Here is a 19,085-nt window from a genome sequence, read left to right on the forward strand (position 1 = left end):
AAAAGGGACTGCCATTGTTGCAAAGTAACGCCTTGATATTAAGCACCTGTGAAACGCTGAATTCTGCATTTTAAGGTCGTTTGGGTATATTGCTAAAGACATCGCAATAAAAAACCACTAAAATGCTCGGCGATGAATACCAATACCGCAACGTCCAACACACCCGTTCGATCACCACAAGCCGTACTCAAACAAGTGTTTGGTTACAAGGATTTTCGTGATGGCCAAGAAGCGATTATAGCCGCTGCGCTAGACGGACAAGACTCGCTTGTACTCCTACCAACGGGTGGGGGCAAATCATTATGCTATCAAGTGCCTGCTTTGATCCTCGATGGTGTGACTGTGGTTATCTCGCCGCTTATTTCCTTGATGCAAGACCAAGTAGCCCAACTAAGAGCACTCGGCGTACAAGCGGCATACATCAATAACAGCCTGCCTTTTGAAGAGCAACAAGCTGTCTATCAACAATTGCACTACGGGCAAATTAAGCTGTTGTATGTAGCACCTGAAAAAGTACTGCAACACGAATTTTTAGAGCGTTTAAGTCATTTAAAACTCGCACTCTTTGCGATTGATGAAGCTCACTGTGTGTCGCATTGGGGTCATGACTTTAGACCGCATTACTGTAGACTCAACGAATTAAAGCAACGCTTTACACATGTGCCTATGATGGCACTTACAGCAACGGCAGATAAAGCAACTCGTTACGATATTATTGAACAACTTCAGCTTAACCACCCTTACGTGCATACTGGTAGCTTCGATAGACCTAACATTCGTTACACCATAGAAGAAAAATTCAAACCTATGGTGCAACTACTTCGTTATTTAAAAGAACAGCAAAATCAAAGTGGTATTATTTATTGCACCAGCCGTAAACGGGTTGATGATGTAGCCGAAAAACTTGCTGATGCAGGATTTAATGCCGCAGCCTACCATGCAGGTATGAGTAACGAGCAACGCCAATTTGTGCAATCAGGCTTTGCCCGTGACGATATTCAAATTGTGGTTGCAACTGTTGCCTTTGGCATGGGAATTAATAAACCTAACGTACGTTTTGTGGTGCATTACGATATTCCAAAAAGTATCGAAGCTTATTACCAAGAAACCGGTCGTGCTGGTCGTGATGGTTTGGCTGCAGAAGCCATTATGTATTTTGACCCGGCAGACATAGGCCGCGTACGCCGCTTTTTTGAAGATATCGAAGACGAACAACGTCGTCGTGTTGAAGAACAGCGCTTTAATGCTATGGCCAGCTTTGCGGAAGCGCAAACATGCCGTAGACAAATTTTGCTCAATTATTTTAGTGAATATAAGCGCGAAACCTGTGGCAACTGTGACATTTGCTTAAACCCACCCACTAGCTTTGATGGCACACTTGTCGCACAACAAGCTTTGTCGTGTGTGTATCGTGCTGAGCAACGGTTTGGGATTGGTTATATCGTTGAGCTGCTGCGCGGCGCAAACACTAGCCGCATTCGTGATAACAATCACCACCAGCTTAGTACTTATGGCATAGGAAAAGAGCACAGTGTGGAATTTTGGCTCAGTATTTTAAGGCAACTCATCCATCAAGGGTTATTAAGCCAAGACATTACCCAAGGTTCTTCATTACGCTTAACAGAAGCCGCCCGTGCGGTTCTTAAAAGTGAATATGCACTGCAACTTGCTGAGCCTCGATTACAGGCGAAACATGTATACCAAGATAAACTCGCTCAGTTTAATTACGACAAAAAGCTGTTTGCTAAATTACGCGCCTTACGTAAAGAGTTGGCAGATGCCGATGATGTGCCACCTTATGTGGTATTCAATGATAAAACCCTTGCAGAAATGGCGCAGTTAATGCCAACCAACGACAGTGAGTTTTTAAAGGTATCAGGAGTTGGTTTTACTAAACTAAATAAGTACGGCGCACCATTTTTAAATACCATTCGCGACTATCTTGCCGCTAATTAGGACTGCTATGACTGAACTAACGTATGATGCCGAGCATGAAATTATTCTCGTAACGTCGAATGAGCTGCCACACGACGAAGACTTTGAACTTTGGGCTACGCTTTTCTTACACGCTCCTGCAATAACAACCGCTGATTTTGATGCTGGCGCTGATCGTCATCAATTACGCTTTCACTTTACAGATCATAGTTTTAATCTAAACTTTGAACATTACAGTGAAAGTATTTGGATTAATGCTGAGGGCATAGAAGCCAGTGCAGCTTTACCACAACTTCATCAGTATTTAGTCGCGCAATTACAATAATAAGCTAGACTTTTTACCTCGCTTAGTATGTAGTAGTTGTATAGGACATACTCAACTAAGGGTGTAAATGGGATTTAAGAAGTCGCACTTTGTTGCTAGGTTAATAACACTATTACCAATCTGCATAGCAGCAAATGTTCATGCAGAGCAGTTATTTACTGACGATAGTAATTATTGTCAAAACCAACGCACACTTAAATCACAAGATAATAACTTACGCCGCCAGCTCGATGCCGACAACCCACTCCCCGATGCTGCTCATAACCGTAAAATAGTCTCCATTGAACTTGAACAACTAAACGTCTTTAACACTGAGCTTGAAGAAGAAAATAACTTTTTATTCCGCTTTGCCAATCGGGCTCACATGACTACGGAACCTAATGTAATACACAGCGTTTTATTGTTCGAAGAAGGTGATGTGTATAACCCACGTAAATTGCTAGAGTCTGAGCGATTGCTGCGTAAACAAGGTTATCTCTATGATGCACGTATCAACGCAAAGCTTGATTGTGATGGCAACGTACATGTAAAAGTAATTACTCGCGATCTGTGGACCTTATTACCAGAAATAAGCTTTAGCCGCAGTGGCGGAGAAAATGAGTCGAGTATCGGGTTTCGTGAATCTAACTTTTTGGGCTGGGGTAAGCGGGTCTCGTTTAGTCGCACCCGTGATGCAGACCGAACAGGTTACCTATTTGTTTATGACGATCCGCATATTTTCTCGAGCCGGTACCAAGGCCGTTTTGAATACTCAGATAACGACGACGGTAAGCGTCATTACCTCGATGTAAGCTACCCGTTTTTCTCAATAGATACGCCATACAGTTACGGTGTTACAAGTTACTCAGATCAACGTCGAGAGTCACTTTATTACCGAGGTGATGTGGTCAATGAGTTTGAACAAAAAACGGTATTAAACCGCGCTTACTTTGGTCACTCATCACAACTTGGTAATAGCTGGACTCAACGTATTAAGCTTGGCATCGAAAACCGCGAAGAAACCTTTAAAGAAACGCCATTCACGCGCTTCCCAATTGCTGAAGACCGTACCCTGAGTTACCCCTACATTAGTGGCCAATGGTTTGAAGATCATTACGTTAAGGTGAGAAACTTCGATAGCATCTACCGTACAGAAGATTTAAACCTCGGTTGGAATATTCATGCTTTATTAGGTTATTCAAGTAAAGATTTTAGCGACGATGCCAGCCGCACTATTTATTCGTTATCGTTATCAAAAGCGCATTACTCTGGAGACAACCAGTTATGGCGTTTTAAGGCAGACCTTGATGGCTACTGGAATGAAGAAACCGATGACGTCGAAAACCTGTTTGCCAGCACGCAACTACAATACTACCTAAATACCACACTTAGACAAAGCTGGTACGCCAAAGTACGCTTACAATATGCAGAAAACCTCACTGCTGATAAACAGCTTACTATTGGTGGTGAGAACGGCCTACGTGGTTACCCGCTAGACTACCAAGTAGGCGACCGTAGCTTTTTAGTGACTTTAGAGAAGCGCTACTACTGGGAGTATGACTTATTACAATTGTTCAAAGTTGGTGGTGCCGCGTTCTATGATATTGGTAGAGCTTGGTATAACGACAAAGATAATGGCACGAATGGAGGCGTGCTACAAAATGTGGGTGTAGGTTTGCGATTAGCACCAAGTAGAGCAAATGCCGGTACTGTTATTCACCTAGATATTGCCGCACCAATTAATAAACAAGATGACGATATTGACTCAGTGCAATGGCTAGTAACAGTTAAAAATACCTTTTAAGGTAGTGTTATTGTTAAGCTAAAAAGCTAGAATCGATATGAAAAATATTTAACTTAGGATCCCTTTTGGACTTCGTCGAATTCTTTAATGAGCAATACCACTTAATCGTAACTATCATTGCGATCTTGCTCTACCCGCTACTGCGTAAAACCACTAAAAAACTGCTTTTAAAAGCAATTAAAGGCAAAGCTGATCCGCATCGTGAATACCGTGCCGAGCTGTTGCTCAATATCATTCTTGCTATTGTCATGCTGTGTTTAGTCTTGGTTTTTTGGGGTATAGAACTGCGCGGCTTGTTAGTACTAGGTTCATCAATTTTTGCCATGCTGGGTGTCGCGCTTTTTGCTGCCTGGTCGTTGCTGAGTAACCTAACAGCTTTCTTACTCATGTTTATTCAAAACGACTGTCGGGTTGGCTTTTGGGTGAAAGTGATTGACGGTGCAAACTTCTTAGAAGGCCGCATTATCGAAATGGGCTTGATGAACGTAGTGCTTGAGCATGTTGATGGCCACAAAGTGATTTACCCAAACAACATCTTTGTTACCCGCCCTGTGATGGTGTTAAAAAACCCACCTACGGCAACTAAAGCGCCAACCATAAAACGTATTTTAGGGCCAAAAAAATAAAAGCCGCGATTGCGGCTTTTTAATATTTTGATTAAACGGCTAGTTATTTAACTCTGCCGTTTTTAACTCGTCTTCAATATCGCTTATTTCATCAATAAAGTTTTCGAGTTGTTGCTCAACTAAGCTGTTTGCATGAGCAAAGTAAGCAAGGTGGAACACGGCATCTCCCTCGTTGACAAGCGGCATGGTTTGCTGACCTATTACGATACCACTGCGTGGCGCCAGTAACTCAAGCTCAGCATCACCAAGTGGGCTGCTTATATAGGCAAGTACCTGCCCTTTCATTACTCGCTCACCCAGTGATACCTGTGCACGAACAATACCGTCAACTTCGGCACGTATCCAACTTGTTGAGCTTGCAATTACCGGTTCTGGCAGCTTTTTAGCTCGCTTGCCGCGCACCATTTTTAAATGGCGCATCACATAGTCAACACCTTGCACACCTGCAGCAATTGCAATTGGGTCAAAGCGTAGCGCTTCGCCGGCTTCATAGGTAATAACGGGTATTCCTAAATTGGCCGCTTCACTGCGTAATGAACCATTACGAAGTGACGCATCAATCACCGCTGGCGTGCCAAAAGCTTTTGCCATCGCAGCCGTTGCAGGGTCACTCAAATTAGCGCGAATTTGCGGCAAGTTAGTTCGGTGAATTGCGCCCGTATGTAAATCAATAATATGCGTACAATGCATTGCAACTTGAGTAAAAAATGCATTCGCCATTCGCCCAGCTAACGAGCCTCGGGTTGAGCCCGGAAAACTGCGATTCATATCACGGCGGTCAGGTAAGTATCGTGACTTATGAATAAAGCCAAACACATTCACAATCGGTACCGCAATTATAGTACCGCGCAATTGCTCTGGGTCGATTTTTGCCAGTAACTGCCTAACAACCTCAACACCATTGAGCTCGTCACCGTGAATTGCAGCACACACCATTAATACAGGACCTTGCTGCACACCATTGACAACTTCTATCGGAATATTTAACGGCGAGTGGGTATAAAGCTTGGCAGCTTCAATCGCAAATGTTTTACGTTCGCCAACCCCCACCGTATCGCCTAAAATTGAAAACGGTGTATTTTTCTTAACCTTAGCCACGCACTTTTCCTTTTAATAGAGCGCTATATTACTTAACCTTTACCACGAGTTGCAGTTCTTTTTGATGCCGCTGTTTTTTCAATAAACTCGACAATCATGCCTGCAATGTCTTTACCGGTTGCAACTTCAATACCTTCAAGACCTGGTGATGAGTTTACTTCCATGACCAACGGACCACGTGCAGAGCGAAGTAAATCAACACCCGCTACGTTTAAACCCATCGCTTTTGCTGCTGCAACCGCTGTTTTTCTTTCTTCTGGAGTAATACGCACTAACGTCGCACTACCACCACGGTGTAAGTTAGAACGGAACTCACCTTCTTGCGCTTGACGCTTCATCGCGGCAATTACTTTATCGCCTAATACGAAGCAGCGAATGTCAGCACCGCCCGCTTCTTTGATGTACTCTTGCACCATAATATTGGCTTTTAAGCCCATAAACGCTTCAATTACACTTTCTGCAGCTTTGCGTGTTTCAGCTAATACCACACCGATACCTTGGGTACCTTCAAGTAGCTTAATTACCACTGGCGTGCCACCAACCATACTTAGTAAGTCTTTTACATCATCTGGTTTACTTGCAAAGCCTGTCACTGGCATACCTACACCTTTACGCGAAAGTAGCTGTAGTGAACGTAACTTATCGCGTGAGCGAGTGATCGCCACTGATTCATTGACAGGGAATACACCCATCATTTCAAACTGACGTAATACCGCACAGCCATAAAAGGTCACTGACGAACCAATACGCGGCACGATAGCATCAAAATCTTTTAAATTTTCACCACGGTAATGAATTTCTGGCTGCTCTGAATTGATGTTCATATAACAACGAAGTGCATCAATTACTTTCACTTCATGGCCGCGCTGCTCTGCAGCTTCAATTAAGCGACGTGTTGAATATAAATTTTGGTTGCGAGATAAAATACCAAGTTTCATAGTTAAAAACCTTAACTGATAAACTCATACACGTAGCAACGTGTGATAAGTCCTTTTTCTATAATAAATGAGATAAAGCCGGATCAACGACTATGCGATTTTCCATTGCTGTACGCCCTAACAACATTCTAAACTTCATTGTTGAACGGTTACTTAAAGTCACCCTTACAGGCCAGCTTTGGGTTCCTGCGACTAATTTTGTTTCAATAAAGTAGCGTAGCTCACGCTGACCGCTTGAACTGGTCACATACTTACGCTCAACTACTTTGGCGCGACACTCTACCGTTGTTTCTACATCGTCTTGTAGAGGATGGGTAGAAAATTTCACCCATGCTTCGCCATTTTCTGAAAATTCCTCAATGTCAAAAGCATGAATACATGAGGTTCTTGCTCCGGTATCAACTTTTGCTTTGATTTTTTCGATTCCCAGTTCAGGCAGACCAAGCCATTCTCGCCAGCCAACAATAATTTTTGCGCTCATTAATGTGCCCTCTTTAAAAAAGTGTCTTATACGCTACGGAGCTAGAAACACCAACGAAATATATTTATCCACTCGATAAGTCGATTTAATTGACGTAGGCTAAACTATCATCAACTATATCGCACTATTTGTAAAACGAGAGTTCAATATGATCAATGGGTTACTTCATGTCTTAATTTTAGACGAACAAGGCGGTGCACGTGCTATTGAAAATAGTACTGAGCTGCAAAATTGGCAACCTGAACACGGAAAACTTTGGGTGCACATGGACTATAGCCAAGCTGAGGCCGTTGAATGGCTTGAGCAGAGTAACTTATTAACAGATTTCGAGCTTGAGTCCCTGATTGCTGATGAGACACGTCCACGTTTAAGCAAAGTCACTCATGGTAATATGCTATTTTTGCGTGGGGTTAACTTAAACCCTGCGCAAAGCCCAGAAGACATGGTCTCGTTACGCTTATTCATTAACGAAAACATCGTGATCACAACGCGTAAGCGCCGTTTATTATCGGTGCAAGATGTTGTTGAGTCGTTCGATGGCAGCAATGGCCCATGTTCAATCTCTGAATTAGTTTGCCAATTGGCGCAAAACCTAACGTCGCGTATGCAAGCTGTTATTGACAGTTTAGATGACACACTCGATGGCTTTGAAGATGAAATTGACGAACCTAATAAAGGCTTTGATCATCAATCATTAGCACAAATACGCCGCCAGACAATCGCGTTAAAACGTTATTTAAGACCACAAAAAGAAGCTCTTATCACTTTATTAAACAATAAGTATAAGTGGTTAGATGAAGACGATAAGGCACGCTTAAACGAAACAACCAATATGTTGATCCGTTACTTAGAAGAGCTAGATAGCTCAATTGAACGTGCGCAAATTATTCAACAAGCAATTACAAGCCAAGTGTCTGAGCAACTAAATCAACGTATGTATGTAATGTCGGTGGTTGCAGCACTATTTTTACCACTCGGCTTCTTAACAGGTTTACTGGGTGTAAACGTAGGTGGTATTCCGGGCACTGAAAGCCCTTATGCATTTAGTTTGTTTATTATTTTCTTGGTGGTGCTTACCGTAGGGATTGGCATTTACTTTAAAAATAAGAAATGGCTATAGCTCGACAACCTTTTTAATTAAATCAAGGCGAACGGCATGTTCGCCTTTTTTGGTGCTCAAAATTAAGTGCTCGCCCTCTGGGTTAATTATTTTAAGATTCTCAGCCTTTCCCTCTAACGGTTCACCAGATACTAAGGTAATTCGTAATAGGGACTTATGCATGCACCATAATTCGTATTTATCGTAGTCGCCACAGTCGATAGGTTGATAAGTCATTGGCTTTTTTTGAGATTACTTAAGGAATAAATCGAGCTTAGAAGATATTAAAGTGAAGAGCAAATGGCGCTCTCGGCAGGGATCGAACCTGCAACTTAGCCTCCGGAGGGCCACGTGATATCCATTTCACCACGAGAGCACATTTGTCGTCGCCAATGCTAACTCGCGATATCAGCATGACAACCCGGCAATGATAATGGCATCTTGCCCTAAATGCTAGCATCGAGACCTTTATATGCACATAAATTCAGCAATTTGCATTAAAACACTTCACTTTCGTGCAGAACCAAGGTATTAACGTATACTTAATAAAATTAATAACAAGGTGGCTGTATAGCCATGTAAGGGGAATTTGATCATGAGTTTAATGTCTACAGAGCAAGTCGCGGAGTTTTTAGGTGTAAAAGTCGAACGCGTAAAACGTCTTGCTCGCGAACATTTACTGATCTCGAAATCACAAGATGACAAAGGTGAACCTTTGTTTGATCCAGAAGACGTAAAAAAATATAAAGAACTTGCCGAGCGAATTGGCGGTCTTTAATTTTTAACTTTTTCTATGAAGTGGTTAAGCTGTGTAAGCAGTGGCGCCACTTTATCCACCGCTCCACGTTGTTCATACCAACAAATACATAAAAGTAAAAACAGCGCATGAAACGCTGCCAGCTTTTCAACTGATAAGTTAAACGCGTGATGGTCGCACACTAACGCTTGATAGCGTTTAAGCAACGCTAGTTGCTGCTCATCATTTAACGTAAAGCTCACCACCAGCGCAGCCAAATCAAAATAAACATCGTTACTTTTGGCATATTCAAAGTCGATTAAAAACATACCCGATTCATTCACAATGATATTTTCTTTCACTAAATCATTATGACAAAAGCCCATGTCTTTAGGTGCACCATCAATATAAGCCAGTGACTGCCTAATTAACTCAGCATGTTGCTGGTACCGAGGTGTTTGCTGGTAGTAGTTAATTTCGTACGCAATATCCATCGGCTCGGTAAGCACAGGGTAACGATGTAAATTAACTAAATCGGGTAGTAAGCTATTACAAAATTCACCGCTGGCAATGTTCCCTGCCACGTATTCGAAAATAACAGTATCGGTTGCTTGTTCTAACCAAAGTGGTGCTGGGCAGCAACTTTGCTTTGCAAAATGGGCTTGCGCAGCAAGACCAATCGCCGGCCAGTGGTCTCGATAATGCTTAACCAAGAAAGCTTGATTTGATGTTTTTACCAAGTAGTTGTCATTGCTTAGCCCCTCAACCAGCGGACTGATTGAGGTAATTACTAAATTTGAGTTGAAGCGCGTAAAAAGCGCGTGAATTTGTTGCTCAGTTTTCATCTATAACTGTGCAAGCGGTTTAGCCTGATGCTGCTCGTACTCTTCATACCATGTTTTAAAGCCCCACGCGGCCATAATGGTGTAAAACACGAAAAGTACTAAGGTTGGGTAATACCCTTTTTCAAAGTATAAATACATGGACGCTGCATCAATCACAATCCAGTACAACCAGTTTTCCAGTACCTTCTTAGCAACAAGATAAGTCGTCACCACCGCAAAGCACGTAGTAAAGCTATCTAAATAGGCAAAATCAGCGTGAGTGTAATTGGTCATCACGAAACCAATAGCAACTGAGGCCACAGAGGTTGCAAACAAAATCACTGCATGACGCTTTAAAGACCATGAAATAATGGGCAGTTGATCTTTATTGTTTATACCCCGACGCCAAACCACCCAACCATACACTGCCATATACATATAATAAAAATTCAGTAGCGACTCCATTAACAGTGCGCCATTCCAGTACATTACGGTATAAATAAAGGTGCTAACAAACGCGGCTGGCCAACACCATAAGCTTTCTTTAATCGCTAAAAGTAAGTACGCCATCGACAATGCAACGGCAATATATTCCCAATGCGACATGGCAGTAAAGCCAGAGAAGGTTTCGCTCAAAAATTCCATAACACGCGCTACTTTAGATTTTAGTCTTCGCTAGGCGACAAGTCACCATGCAAGAATTTACAGACAAAAATAGCTTTACCAAACTCTTCATAAGAACGTTTGATTTCAGTATTAAGTACAGACATCACTAAATCATAATCACCGAAAATCTGAGTTGATAAGGTATTGGTGATCACTTTAAGACCTTCGTAACTGTTTACGCGGTCAATAAAACCTTTGATAAACGGAATGTAGTCTTGATGTAGTGGGTACTTACTGATCTCTACTGAAAGTTTCATTATGATTTACCGAGTCTTTGAAAAGTATTGCATTGTAACCCGCTTATACTAACAAGTCATGGCTATGGCTATTTTTTAGTGTAAAATCAGCCGCGATAAACATTGAGGATTCATTATGGCACGCCGCATCACTTACAAATTTAAAAACCAGCCTCGCGAAATCAATTTTGCAAAAGATAAATACCGCGATATGTACCATGCGATCGCTGCAGCTGAAGGCATTGATTTAACCAACTATTTAAAGATGGAGCAGCAAGTAGAAATGACTTCAAAAGGCTCTTCAGCAGTACGTAACTTTCGTGACCAAGAATTCGCACGAATGGGGTTCAGTGACGTGTATTTTATTAAAGAGTAACAAACTTACTCTTGATACTCGTAACTTACTCGTGGGGTGATATTACACAGTAACTCGTAAGGAATGGTTGTCGCACACTGGGCAATCTCTTCAACGGGAAGCTCTGGCCCCCACATGATCACTTCATCACCGACTTTGATGTTGTCGCTGTTATCACCAATATCCACCGTGATCATGTCCATCGCCACACTACCAACAATGCCATAGCGTTGTGATTTAATAACCACTGGTGTGCCTTGCTCAGCATGACGTGGATAACCATCACCATAACCCATCGCGACCACAGCAAGCTTAGTGGGTTTATCGCTATGCCAACGACCACCATAACCAACACATTGATTAGCATCGACATCGCGTATTGCTATAACACGCGTAGTTAAGCGCATAACCGGCTCTAAACCATGCTGTTGACCAATGCTATTTAGCATTGGTGATACACCATACAACATCAACCCAGGGCGTACCCACTCGCCATGCCCTTTTGGCCAAGCAATAATTCCCGCTGAATTTGCAAGACAATGCTGCTCGCTTTTGCCATCAGCTAATGAGTCAAATAAAGCAATTTGCTGAGCGGTTTTTTCATCATTGATGTCATCGGCGCACGAAAAATGGGTCATTAGTTTAATGTCATCACGGGCATTCGAGCTTGCTTTTAAACGGCTGTAGAAAGACTCAAATTGTGATGGTGCAATACCAAGGCGATGCATGCCAGTATTAACTTTTAACCAGCAAGCAATAGGTGCATCAAGAGCTGTGTTTTCAAGCGTTGCGAGCTGATTTTCATCGTGAATGATGGTTTGAAAGTTATTAGCAAGCAAGATAGGTAAATCATCTTTATGAAAAAACCCTTCAAGCAATACAATAGGTTTTGTCAGCCCACCGGCACGCAGCGCTAACGCTTCGTCAATGCGTGCGACTGCAAATGCGTCTGCATCATTTAGGTATTGGGCAATTTTAACTAAACCATGGCCATATGCATTAGCTTTTAGCACCGCCATTACTTTGCAACCGGGCGCAAAGCGCTTCACCTGCGCTAAGTTATGAGCAAGCGCTTGTAGGTTGATTTCGGCAATGGCTAGGCGCATTAATATTCGTCGTCCATAGCTGGGCCCGCGTAGTTATCAAAACGCGAGAATTGGCCTTGGAAAGTTAAGCGTACTTTACCGATTGGACCGTTACGCTGCTTACCTATGATGATTTCTGCCACACCTTTTTCAGCACTATCTTCGTTATAAACTTCATCACGGTAAATAAACATGATTAAGTCGGCATCCTGCTCGATTGAGCCTGATTCACGTAAGTCGGAGTTGATTGGACGTTTATCGGCACGTTGCTCTAGGGTACGGTTAAGCTGAGACAGTGCAATAACCGGACACTGCAGCTCTTTTGCTAGTGCTTTTAATGAACGTGAGATTTCAGCAATTTCTAACGTACGATTATCTGACAAACTTGGAACACGCATTAACTGTAGGTAGTCGACCATGATCATGCTAATACCGCCATGATCGCGAGCAATACGACGAGCACGAGAGCGCACATCCGTTGGTGTTAGGCCCGATGCATCATCGACATACATCTTACCTTTTTCCATCAACAAGCCCATGGTTGAGGATAGACGCGCCCAGTCATCATCATCTAGCTGACCAGTACGAACTTTAGTTTGGTTAATGCGACCTAGCGATGCCAGCATCCTCATCATAATTTGCTCTGACGGCATCTCTAGTGAGTAAATAAGTACAGGCTTATCTTGCGTCATAGCAGCATGTTCAGCCAAGTTCATCGCAAAGGTAGTTTTACCCATCGATGGACGTGCCGCCACAATAATAAGATCTGAAGGCTGCATACCCGCTGTCATTTTATCTAGGTCGGTGTAGCCTGTACTCACACCAGTTACACCATCTTGCGGCGATTGGTAAAGCTCTTCAATTTTATCAACGGTTTTTTCTAAAATACTATGTAAGTTTTGAGGGCCTTCGGTACTTTTAGTACGCTGCTCCGCAATTTTAAATACTTTACTTTCAGCAAAATCAAGCAGGTCATGGCTATTTCGCCCTTCAGGGCTAAAACCCGCTTCGGCAATTTCATTGGCAACACCAATCATTTCTCGAATAACAGCACGCTCACGCACGATATTCGCGTAGGCATCAATATTTGCTGCACTTGGCGTATTCTTGGCTATTTCAGCAAGGTAGGCAAAACCACCAACACTACTTAACTGGTTATTTTTCTCAAGGCTCTCAGAAATAGTGATCAAATCGATTGGATCACCGCCTTCAGCAAGGCTTACCATAGCTTCAAAAATCAGCTTATGAGTGCGGGTATAAAAATCCTGGGCAACCACTAACTCAGCAACACGGTCAAACGCTTGATTATCAAGCATTAAACCACCTAAAACAGATTGCTCAGCTTCTATTGAATGAGGAGGGACTTTTAACGTATCGACTTGCTTATCTGGTTTGGCCATAACTTCACAAAACTAAAATTGAATGGCTCTATTCTATCGACTTGCTAAGGCTGTGCAAATAGTAAATACCAATCGACTTAAATATTTGGTCATTCTAGCGTGCTAAATAAAGCGTTAACTGCGTTAGAGATGTCTAAAGTAGAGTAACTACATGTCAAAATTTCTGCCTTGTTATCACTTCATTTATCTGTCGCTATTTAAGACCAATAACTCAACACGATTGATATAAGCGGGAAGTCTTCCCGCTTTATTGTAACTCTAATCGTTATTTCTGTTTACGAAGTTCAATGCGGCCGCTAATCGTATCCATTTCGATATCAGCATCTCCACCGTTAATACTAAATTCTAAGTCGCTTGATGGGCCATACTTCGCTTTTGTTGCTTTGTCGTCACTCAGTTCATTGACTATTTTACCATTAGCGTGAGCTTCAATTTCAAACTTTGCTGACACATTAGCAGGGAAGTAAAATTCAGCATCACCACTAACCGACTCAAAACGAATATTAGCATCATCAAGTAGCTTATTAATGTGAACTTCGGCTTCACCGTTTACCGTATTAATACGCAGTTTTTTAATTGCATCAAAAGCAAAGTCAATATCACCATTTACGTTCTCAAGACGAACATCTTGCGCTTTGGTCTTTGACTTAATGTCACCATTCACCGCGGTAAAGCGTAAAGCACCTTGCGAGTTTTTATCATTAATTTCGCCATTCACAGTTTCAAAGCGAATATCACCGTTCAGGTCATGGGCATTTACGTCCCCATTTACCGTTTCAAAGCTCATGTTGCCGCTAATATCTTGTACTGTAATATCGCCGTTGACAGTATCAATCTCTGCGCCTGCTTCAAGCTCTTTAGCACTAACTGTGACATTCACTCCAGCAAATTCAAGCTCACTACTTTTTGGCATGTAAATGGTCAATCGAGAGCCGTCACCGCTATTCCAGCCACCTAAGTTACGCGGCATTTTTACGATAAATTCAACACGGCTGCCTTCTACATCTAAACGATAGCCTTGTGCTTTATCGTCAAGCTCACCTTCGATTTTAAGTTGTGGTTTATCCCACCCTTCAATGCGTACATCACCACGTTGGTTTTCAATAAAAATGCGTTTATTTGCAGGTACATCAATTTGTTCATTAATGGTTTGTCCTGCCATTGCCATCAGTGGCAGTAATCCTAAAGTTAAGGCTAGTAATTTCATAATTGTCACTCCTAAATCGTTTGCCACTTCGGTGCATGCACCTTGTTAATTAAGTCCAGTTGTTGCTGATAAACCTGCGACAGCATTTGTAATAAAGCTGGGTTTTCAGGTTCATTCTCAAGTGCTTGCTTAATGGCACTTTCGGCTTCTTCTAACTCTTTTAGTTGTTGCTGCCAGTTATCGGTTAACGCAGGTTGATTTTGATACTGCACCAACAAACCTTGCTTTTGCTTGGTAAAATAATCGCTCATTGCCATCATGCTATTTGACTCGCCTTGGCCAACAAAAAGCTGCACAGTCAAAAGGGCTGCAATACAGCAAGCGGCAACAGCAGCGAGTTTATTCCAGCCATTAGTTGGCTTATCAATATGCTGTGTTTGCGGCCTTGCAATTGCTCGCTCAATTCCCGGCCAAAGGTCTTTTTCTGGACTAATATCTTGCTTTTGATTAAGCGAGTCATTTAAAAATTGTTCAAATTCTGGCTTACTCATTTTCATACCACTCTTTTAATAACTGCCTTGCACGGTGAAATTGCGACTTACTTGAACCTACAGCCATATCAAGCATGCTTGCTATCTCTTCATGGCGATAGCCTTCAATTGCATGAAGCACAAAAACCATACGTGCTCGCTCAGGTAGTCTCAGTACTAATTTGTCGAGGCCGTTAAAGCCGTCGCAATCTGCTGCGCTTTGCTCATCCATACCACTTTGTTCAAAACTCACTACTTTTTGAAACCAGCTTTTATGTTTGCGAATGTAGCTAATCGCAATATTGCTGGTAACACTATGTAACCAAGTCGAAAACTGTGAGCGTCCATCAAAGTTCGCGATTTTGTGCCACAACTGTACAAACACTTCTTGTGTTGCATCTTCTGCGTGCTCTTTATCTGCAAGCAATCGCAAACAAAGACTATAAACCCGCTTCACATGCAACTCATAAAGTGTTGCATAAGCAGCTTGATCACCGCTTTTTACGCGCTCTATCAAGGCATGCTCACTTTGCTGGGCGAACGCTTGTTCTGCATCTATCAACATCCTGGATGTTGTCCTTTATGATTATTGTTGTGAATTTAGTGTATTAGACGTAAGGAGGGATTCAAAAGGTTTAAATGAAATTAATTTTTTTTGTGTAAGCTACAAATAATTGAGCTTACACAATTTTATTTGGGGATTTGCGTTATTCGGCAGGGGATGATTCGTTTTCTTCTTCGGTTGTTTCTGTGGTTTTATAGCTCCAACCTAAAAATACGATGCGTGCTGGAGAGGCTGGTGTACCACCATTTTGTACTTGTAATAGACCAGCATCATAGTGAGCGCCACTGCCCCCCGATGCGGTAATTGTTGAGCCACGTACACTACCAAACAACTCACCACTACCTGACAATTTCACCGTAGTCAAAGGCGCATAAATAGCCGCATATAAATTAGCAGCGCCGCTAAATTGTACACCATTTACACCATTAAATGATGAGTAGAATGATAACGAAGGATGACCACTGGTGGTTAGCCCTTCTTGCTCAGTAATTACTTTTGCGCCTGCACCAATATTTACTTTTCCGGTTAATAACACCGTTAAGCTGCTATCTTTTTTTATTGTTAGACTGGTGTCCCCTTCCATCGAAAAGTCACCATCAATCAGTAAAATAACATCACCACCAGACACTTCCATTTTGCCGTCACTGGTCATCTTGAGTCTATCAAGTGAAAAAATATACTCTTTGCTATTACTACCATTGGCTTGGTTCTGAGCTTTAGAGTTAAACAAGAAAATATCAGCAAGGCTTGGTAAAATAACTTGGCTACCACCACTACTGTAATAACCCTTTTCGGTATTTAGCTTAAATTGTTGCGTAGGGCCTATAGCAACAGAACTATAACTGCTCACTTGATCCGTGATGTCTGCCATTTTCTCTGGCAATATCAAAGGATCACAACTCGTATCTGGGTTTGTAGGGTCATAATCTGGCGCAGTTGGGTCAGCAACGGTTATCGGTTCAACATTCGGGTTTACATTAAACTTGCTATCACTGTAGTGCACACCATCCTGTTGATTATTGTAGGTATCTTTAAAATCGCCTGAGCCACCATACATAATATCTAACGCTTCAGCTTGGCTATTCGTGATGAATGTTGACCACTGCATTTTTGCATCACCATTCGCTCGCACTACCCCCGAAACTGTCCCGCCACGATGCGTATAATAACCTCGGGTATATACATTACCGTCAACACGTAAACCGCTGCCTGGAGAAATATAAACACCGGTATTTGAATGGATGTTACCAATAATCGGTGATGAACCATTTAAGTAGATCACCCCGGTCGCTTTAACATCGCCTTTTATCGGTGAATGACCCGATAGCACCACATCTGAATCGCCAGCAATCGTTGAAACATCGCCATCATTTGACTTAGTTTCTTCGTAAGTGCCTTTGCTAGAGTCATAGCTGTCGATACTGCCACTGCCAGACAAGTTAACCCCTTTACAACCCACCATAGCATTCGTGAAAATCGAACTTCCCTTCGCGCCTTGCACTGCAAAACGAGCAACTAAGTTACTTTGTGCATCGCCATCAAATCGTTGTCCTAGGCTTGCAATTTCTAGCTCACCTGCAGCATTTTGACTTAAACTTGCATTAAAAATTGCATCATCAGCGATAACACCTGAACCAGATGCATGACTGGTTTTACTGATCAAATCTTCAACCGCTAATACACCTTCCTCATCCAAGGTTTGTTGTAATAACTTAGCTTGTTCAAAAACACCTTTTTCAGCCAATAAGCGACTATTTAATTTCTTTTGAAAGTTACCACTTAAGCGCTCTTGAACGACGTTCTCGCGCAGCGAACTAAGCACCACGATACTGGCCATACTGGTCAAGATCAAAACTGTAATTAGAGTAAAACCACCTTGCTTTTTATACACTACCTGCTCCGTATGCTTTAACTAATATTACATTTGTTAGAGCAATATCAATATTGATGCCATTGCCAAATTGCGCAGGTAAATCATTTGGCTTCACAGTTACTGTGACAAGCTCACCAGCGATATCAAATGATAAAGTTTCGATACCTGTGAGTAATCGCTCAGCAGTAGCGCCATCGAGTGAACACATTAAATTACTACCATTTAAGCTATAGACCTCAATCACTTGCGCTGTTGTCGCAGAGCCATCACAGGCAATAACACCACTAGGCTGAGTAATAGTAATCGTGCTTTTATCAGCACTTATGATCGGAGCTAACTGAGTTTGCTTAATGCTACGATTGAATACTTTACTGGTATAGCGAATCACCTCTTGGGCGTTTTCGAGTTCTTTACTCACTTCAACAGTGCTTTTAATCGCCGAGTAAGACAAACTCACTCCAGCTAGTAAAAAAGCGCCTGCAGCCAATGCCACCATAAGTTCAACTAAAGTAAAGCCCTGAGCGCGTTTATTCATGAGCATACCGCCGTTAAGTCTGGGAAACTGGCATTTAGACTAATTTGATTTTCTGCATTGTCTGTCATGCGCTTATCAACCCAAGCGACATTAATTTGCATATCATCACTGTAATTAGCTGGGATAGTCAGTTGATAATCACTGACTTGTGGTGCTAGCGAAGCTCTAAAAGTCGCGTCTTGAAAAAGTGCGGTATTAGTTTTTTGAATTTCACAAATGCGCGGCCACAAACGCTCAATAGTATTTTGGCCTTGAATGAGTGACACGGTGTAATTAAAGCTATTGGTTGCATATTGCAGCGATTTTAGCTGCGCAGCAGCCAACCCTAATAATGCGATTCCAGCAATCACCACTGAAATCATCACCTCTAATAATGAAAAGCCTGCCTGCTTATTCATGCACATCCTCGCTGTGAACTTTCAACTAACCAGTTTTGACCACTTTTAAGCACACACATTATGTAATCTATGGTATTTGTGTGCTCATCTTTAACTAAAATTTCAGCTTGTTTATCGACTTCGCCACTGGCGCTAATTGCCAGTGCCACCAAGTTGACAGTAACACCGCTTTTAGTGATCGAAAATTCTTTCAAAATCGTGTCTGCCCCGCCCTCATTGAGGGTCACTTGCCAGTTCTTATTGCTAACAACTAGGTTAATAGGTTTGTCACGCTTTACCGCTTCACTGCGTGCAAACTTATAGACACTATTTAATTGATTTGCAGTAGTTACAACGCGATCTTGCAAGATATGTTGACTAAATGACGGAAAAGCAAGGGCTGCCATAATGCCAATAACACTTAGCACAACCATTAACTCGATTAAGGTAAACCCTGCAATTCGACGCAAC

General features: G+C 42.2%; 23 protein-coding genes and 1 tRNA gene. 7 read left to right on the forward strand and 17 right to left on the reverse strand.

What is annotated here, in order from left to right:
• The first annotated feature begins 132 nt into the window (after positions 1–132).
• The 4 genes from recQ to J3455_RS13800 all read left to right on the forward strand — a co-directional run bounded on the left by recQ (position 133) and on the right by J3455_RS13800 (position 4,669).
• Complete coding sequence (gene recQ / locus J3455_RS13785; RefSeq protein ID WP_130049736.1) at positions 133–1,956, forward strand: DNA helicase RecQ; 1,824 nt, start codon at positions 133–135, stop codon at positions 1,954–1,956.
• A 7-nt stretch (positions 1,957–1,963) separates the two neighbouring features.
• Positions 1,964–2,260 (forward strand): DUF3630 family protein, encoded by a 297-nt coding sequence (locus tag J3455_RS13790; RefSeq protein WP_130049737.1) that lies wholly within the window; start codon positions 1,964–1,966, stop codon positions 2,258–2,260.
• A gap of 67 nt (positions 2,261–2,327) precedes the next feature.
• Complete coding sequence (locus J3455_RS13795) at positions 2,328–4,043, forward strand: BamA/TamA family outer membrane protein (RefSeq protein WP_239977668.1); 1,716 nt, start codon at positions 2,328–2,330, stop codon at positions 4,041–4,043.
• 65 nt (positions 4,044–4,108) lie between these two features.
• Positions 4,109–4,669 (forward strand): mechanosensitive ion channel domain-containing protein, encoded by a 561-nt coding sequence (locus J3455_RS13800; RefSeq protein ID WP_349561937.1) that lies wholly within the window; start codon positions 4,109–4,111, stop codon positions 4,667–4,669.
• A 39-nt stretch (positions 4,670–4,708) separates the two neighbouring features.
• On the opposite strand, the gene J3455_RS13805 is transcribed toward J3455_RS13800, so the two are convergent.
• The 3 genes from J3455_RS13805 to J3455_RS13815 are packed head-to-tail and all read right to left on the reverse strand — an operon-like array spanning position 4,709 to position 7,186.
• A complete protein-coding gene (locus J3455_RS13805; RefSeq protein ID WP_130049739.1) occupies positions 4,709–5,767 on the reverse strand; it encodes a succinylglutamate desuccinylase/aspartoacylase family protein in 1,059 nt (352 codons plus the stop codon).
• Between the two features lie 32 nt (positions 5,768–5,799).
• The gene (rimK, locus tag J3455_RS13810; RefSeq protein WP_062567363.1) at positions 5,800–6,705 is read right to left on the reverse strand and encodes a 30S ribosomal protein S6--L-glutamate ligase; all 906 of its coding nucleotides are present in this window, start codon (positions 6,703–6,705) and stop codon (positions 5,800–5,802) included.
• A gap of 58 nt (positions 6,706–6,763) precedes the next feature.
• The gene (locus J3455_RS13815) at positions 6,764–7,186 is read right to left on the reverse strand and encodes an ATP-dependent zinc protease family protein (protein ID WP_130049740.1); all 423 of its coding nucleotides are present in this window, start codon (positions 7,184–7,186) and stop codon (positions 6,764–6,766) included.
• 148 nt (positions 7,187–7,334) lie between these two features.
• On the opposite strand from J3455_RS13815, the gene zntB reads away from it, so the two are divergent.
• Positions 7,335–8,306 (forward strand): zinc transporter ZntB, encoded by a 972-nt coding sequence (gene zntB, locus J3455_RS13820; RefSeq protein WP_130049741.1) that lies wholly within the window; start codon positions 7,335–7,337, stop codon positions 8,304–8,306.
• Here the strand turns inward: zntB and J3455_RS13825 are convergent.
• Both J3455_RS13825 and J3455_RS13830 read right to left on the reverse strand, forming a co-directional pair.
• Entirely contained in the window at positions 8,301–8,522 is a 222-nt protein-coding gene (locus tag J3455_RS13825; RefSeq protein ID WP_167659156.1) for a Rho-binding antiterminator, read from the reverse strand. The genes zntB and J3455_RS13825 overlap by 6 nt on opposite strands.
• Positions 8,523–8,586: 64 nt before the next feature.
• Positions 8,587–8,661: transfer RNA gene (locus tag J3455_RS13830), tRNA-Arg, on the reverse strand.
• Between the two features lie 219 nt (positions 8,662–8,880).
• Between J3455_RS13830 and J3455_RS13835 the strand changes: the two genes are divergently transcribed.
• A complete protein-coding gene (locus tag J3455_RS13835; RefSeq protein WP_054563404.1) occupies positions 8,881–9,063 on the forward strand; it encodes a helix-turn-helix domain-containing protein in 183 nt (60 codons plus the stop codon).
• Here the strand turns inward: J3455_RS13835 and J3455_RS13840 are convergent.
• Genes J3455_RS13840 through J3455_RS13850 form a run of 3 tightly spaced genes read right to left on the reverse strand, consistent with a single transcriptional unit; the run spans position 9,060 to position 10,768 of the window.
• On the reverse strand, positions 9,060–9,866 hold the full coding sequence (locus J3455_RS13840; RefSeq protein WP_130049743.1) for a phosphotransferase family protein: 807 nt from the start codon (positions 9,864–9,866) through the stop codon (positions 9,060–9,062). The two genes, J3455_RS13835 and J3455_RS13840, sit on opposite strands and share 4 nt — an antisense overlap.
• Positions 9,867–10,490: a nicotinamide riboside transporter PnuC gene (pnuC, locus tag J3455_RS13845; protein ID WP_130049744.1), complete on the reverse strand. Its 624-nt coding sequence runs from the start codon at positions 10,488–10,490 to the stop codon at positions 9,867–9,869.
• 20 nt (positions 10,491–10,510) lie between these two features.
• Positions 10,511–10,768 carry a YkoF family thiamine/hydroxymethylpyrimidine-binding protein gene (locus J3455_RS13850; protein WP_054563401.1) on the reverse strand — a complete coding sequence of 86 codons (258 nt, stop codon included), beginning with the start codon at positions 10,766–10,768 and terminating at the stop codon, positions 10,511–10,513.
• Positions 10,769–10,883: 115 nt separating this feature from the next.
• On the opposite strand from J3455_RS13850, the gene J3455_RS13855 reads away from it, so the two are divergent.
• Positions 10,884–11,123, forward strand: coding sequence for a DUF2960 domain-containing protein (locus J3455_RS13855; RefSeq protein WP_062567354.1), 240 nt, complete (start codon positions 10,884–10,886; stop codon positions 11,121–11,123).
• 5 nt (positions 11,124–11,128) lie between these two features.
• On the opposite strand, the gene alr is transcribed toward J3455_RS13855, so the two are convergent.
• The 9 genes from alr to J3455_RS13900 all read right to left on the reverse strand — a co-directional run bounded on the left by alr (position 11,129) and on the right by J3455_RS13900 (position 19,084).
• A complete protein-coding gene (gene alr, locus J3455_RS13860) occupies positions 11,129–12,208 on the reverse strand; it encodes an alanine racemase (RefSeq protein ID WP_130049745.1) in 1,080 nt (359 codons plus the stop codon).
• Positions 12,208–13,587 carry a replicative DNA helicase gene (gene dnaB, locus J3455_RS13865; protein ID WP_130049746.1) on the reverse strand — a complete coding sequence of 460 codons (1,380 nt, stop codon included), beginning with the start codon at positions 13,585–13,587 and terminating at the stop codon, positions 12,208–12,210. The genes alr and dnaB overlap by 1 nt, the downstream gene beginning before the upstream one ends.
• A gap of 265 nt (positions 13,588–13,852) precedes the next feature.
• Complete coding sequence (locus J3455_RS13870; protein WP_130049747.1) at positions 13,853–14,794, reverse strand: DUF4097 family beta strand repeat-containing protein; 942 nt, start codon at positions 14,792–14,794, stop codon at positions 13,853–13,855.
• Between the two features lie 11 nt (positions 14,795–14,805).
• A complete protein-coding gene (locus J3455_RS13875; RefSeq protein ID WP_175580504.1) occupies positions 14,806–15,291 on the reverse strand; it encodes a hypothetical protein in 486 nt (161 codons plus the stop codon).
• Positions 15,278–15,829, reverse strand: coding sequence for an RNA polymerase sigma factor (locus J3455_RS13880; protein ID WP_054554197.1), 552 nt, complete (start codon positions 15,827–15,829; stop codon positions 15,278–15,280). The genes J3455_RS13875 and J3455_RS13880 overlap by 14 nt, the downstream gene beginning before the upstream one ends.
• A 142-nt stretch (positions 15,830–15,971) precedes the next feature.
• On the reverse strand, positions 15,972–17,720 hold the full coding sequence (locus J3455_RS13885) for a DUF7305 domain-containing protein (RefSeq protein WP_240701294.1): 1,749 nt from the start codon (positions 17,718–17,720) through the stop codon (positions 15,972–15,974).
• The gene (locus J3455_RS13890) at positions 17,713–18,237 is read right to left on the reverse strand and encodes a prepilin-type N-terminal cleavage/methylation domain-containing protein (RefSeq protein ID WP_250661636.1); all 525 of its coding nucleotides are present in this window, start codon (positions 18,235–18,237) and stop codon (positions 17,713–17,715) included. Before J3455_RS13890 ends, J3455_RS13885 begins: the two co-directional genes overlap by 8 nt.
• Positions 18,234–18,635, reverse strand: a complete 402-nt coding sequence (locus J3455_RS13895) for a type IV pilus modification PilV family protein (RefSeq protein WP_349561938.1) — start codon at positions 18,633–18,635, stop codon at positions 18,234–18,236. The genes J3455_RS13890 and J3455_RS13895 overlap by 4 nt, the downstream gene beginning before the upstream one ends.
• Positions 18,632–19,084: a GspH/FimT family pseudopilin gene (locus tag J3455_RS13900; protein WP_349561939.1), complete on the reverse strand. Its 453-nt coding sequence runs from the start codon at positions 19,082–19,084 to the stop codon at positions 18,632–18,634. Before J3455_RS13900 ends, J3455_RS13895 begins: the two co-directional genes overlap by 4 nt.
• Position 19,085 lies beyond the last annotated feature (1 nt).

Source organism: Pseudoalteromonas sp. NFXS39, assembly GCF_040148775.1.
GTDB lineage: Bacteria > Pseudomonadota > Gammaproteobacteria > Enterobacterales > Alteromonadaceae > Pseudoalteromonas > Pseudoalteromonas apostichopi.